Raw genomic sequence first — 218 nt, 5'->3', positions numbered from 1 at the left:
AACTTGGGGTGTTTCAAGCCAATTATTGGTTATGGTGGCAAGGGAGAGCACATCATCAGGGACACTAGGCGCCATGGGTTGGTCTGAAGAAACGCCTTTGATATAGACGACATTGCCTTTTGTGTTAAGACCAAGACGGTCAATGCGGGGGAGTTTATAGGTGTAACTGACAATAATATCACCCCCCATTGCCCCTCCTGAGACAGTGATTTCCTGCG

1 protein-coding gene is annotated in these 218 nt (G+C 48.2%); it reads right to left on the bottom strand.

Annotated features, from left to right (window positions below; all coding sequences use genetic code 11):
* Positions 1-218: DUF4815 domain-containing protein (locus tag BN338_RS09285; RefSeq protein ID WP_039761425.1), on the bottom strand; the 218-nt coding region annotated here is incomplete at both ends.

This window comes from Bartonella queenslandensis AUST/NH15 (assembly GCF_000312585.1).
GTDB classification, from domain to species: Bacteria; Pseudomonadota; Alphaproteobacteria; order Rhizobiales; family Rhizobiaceae; genus Bartonella; species Bartonella queenslandensis_A.
This window is presented reverse-complemented; position numbering and strand designations above follow the sequence as displayed.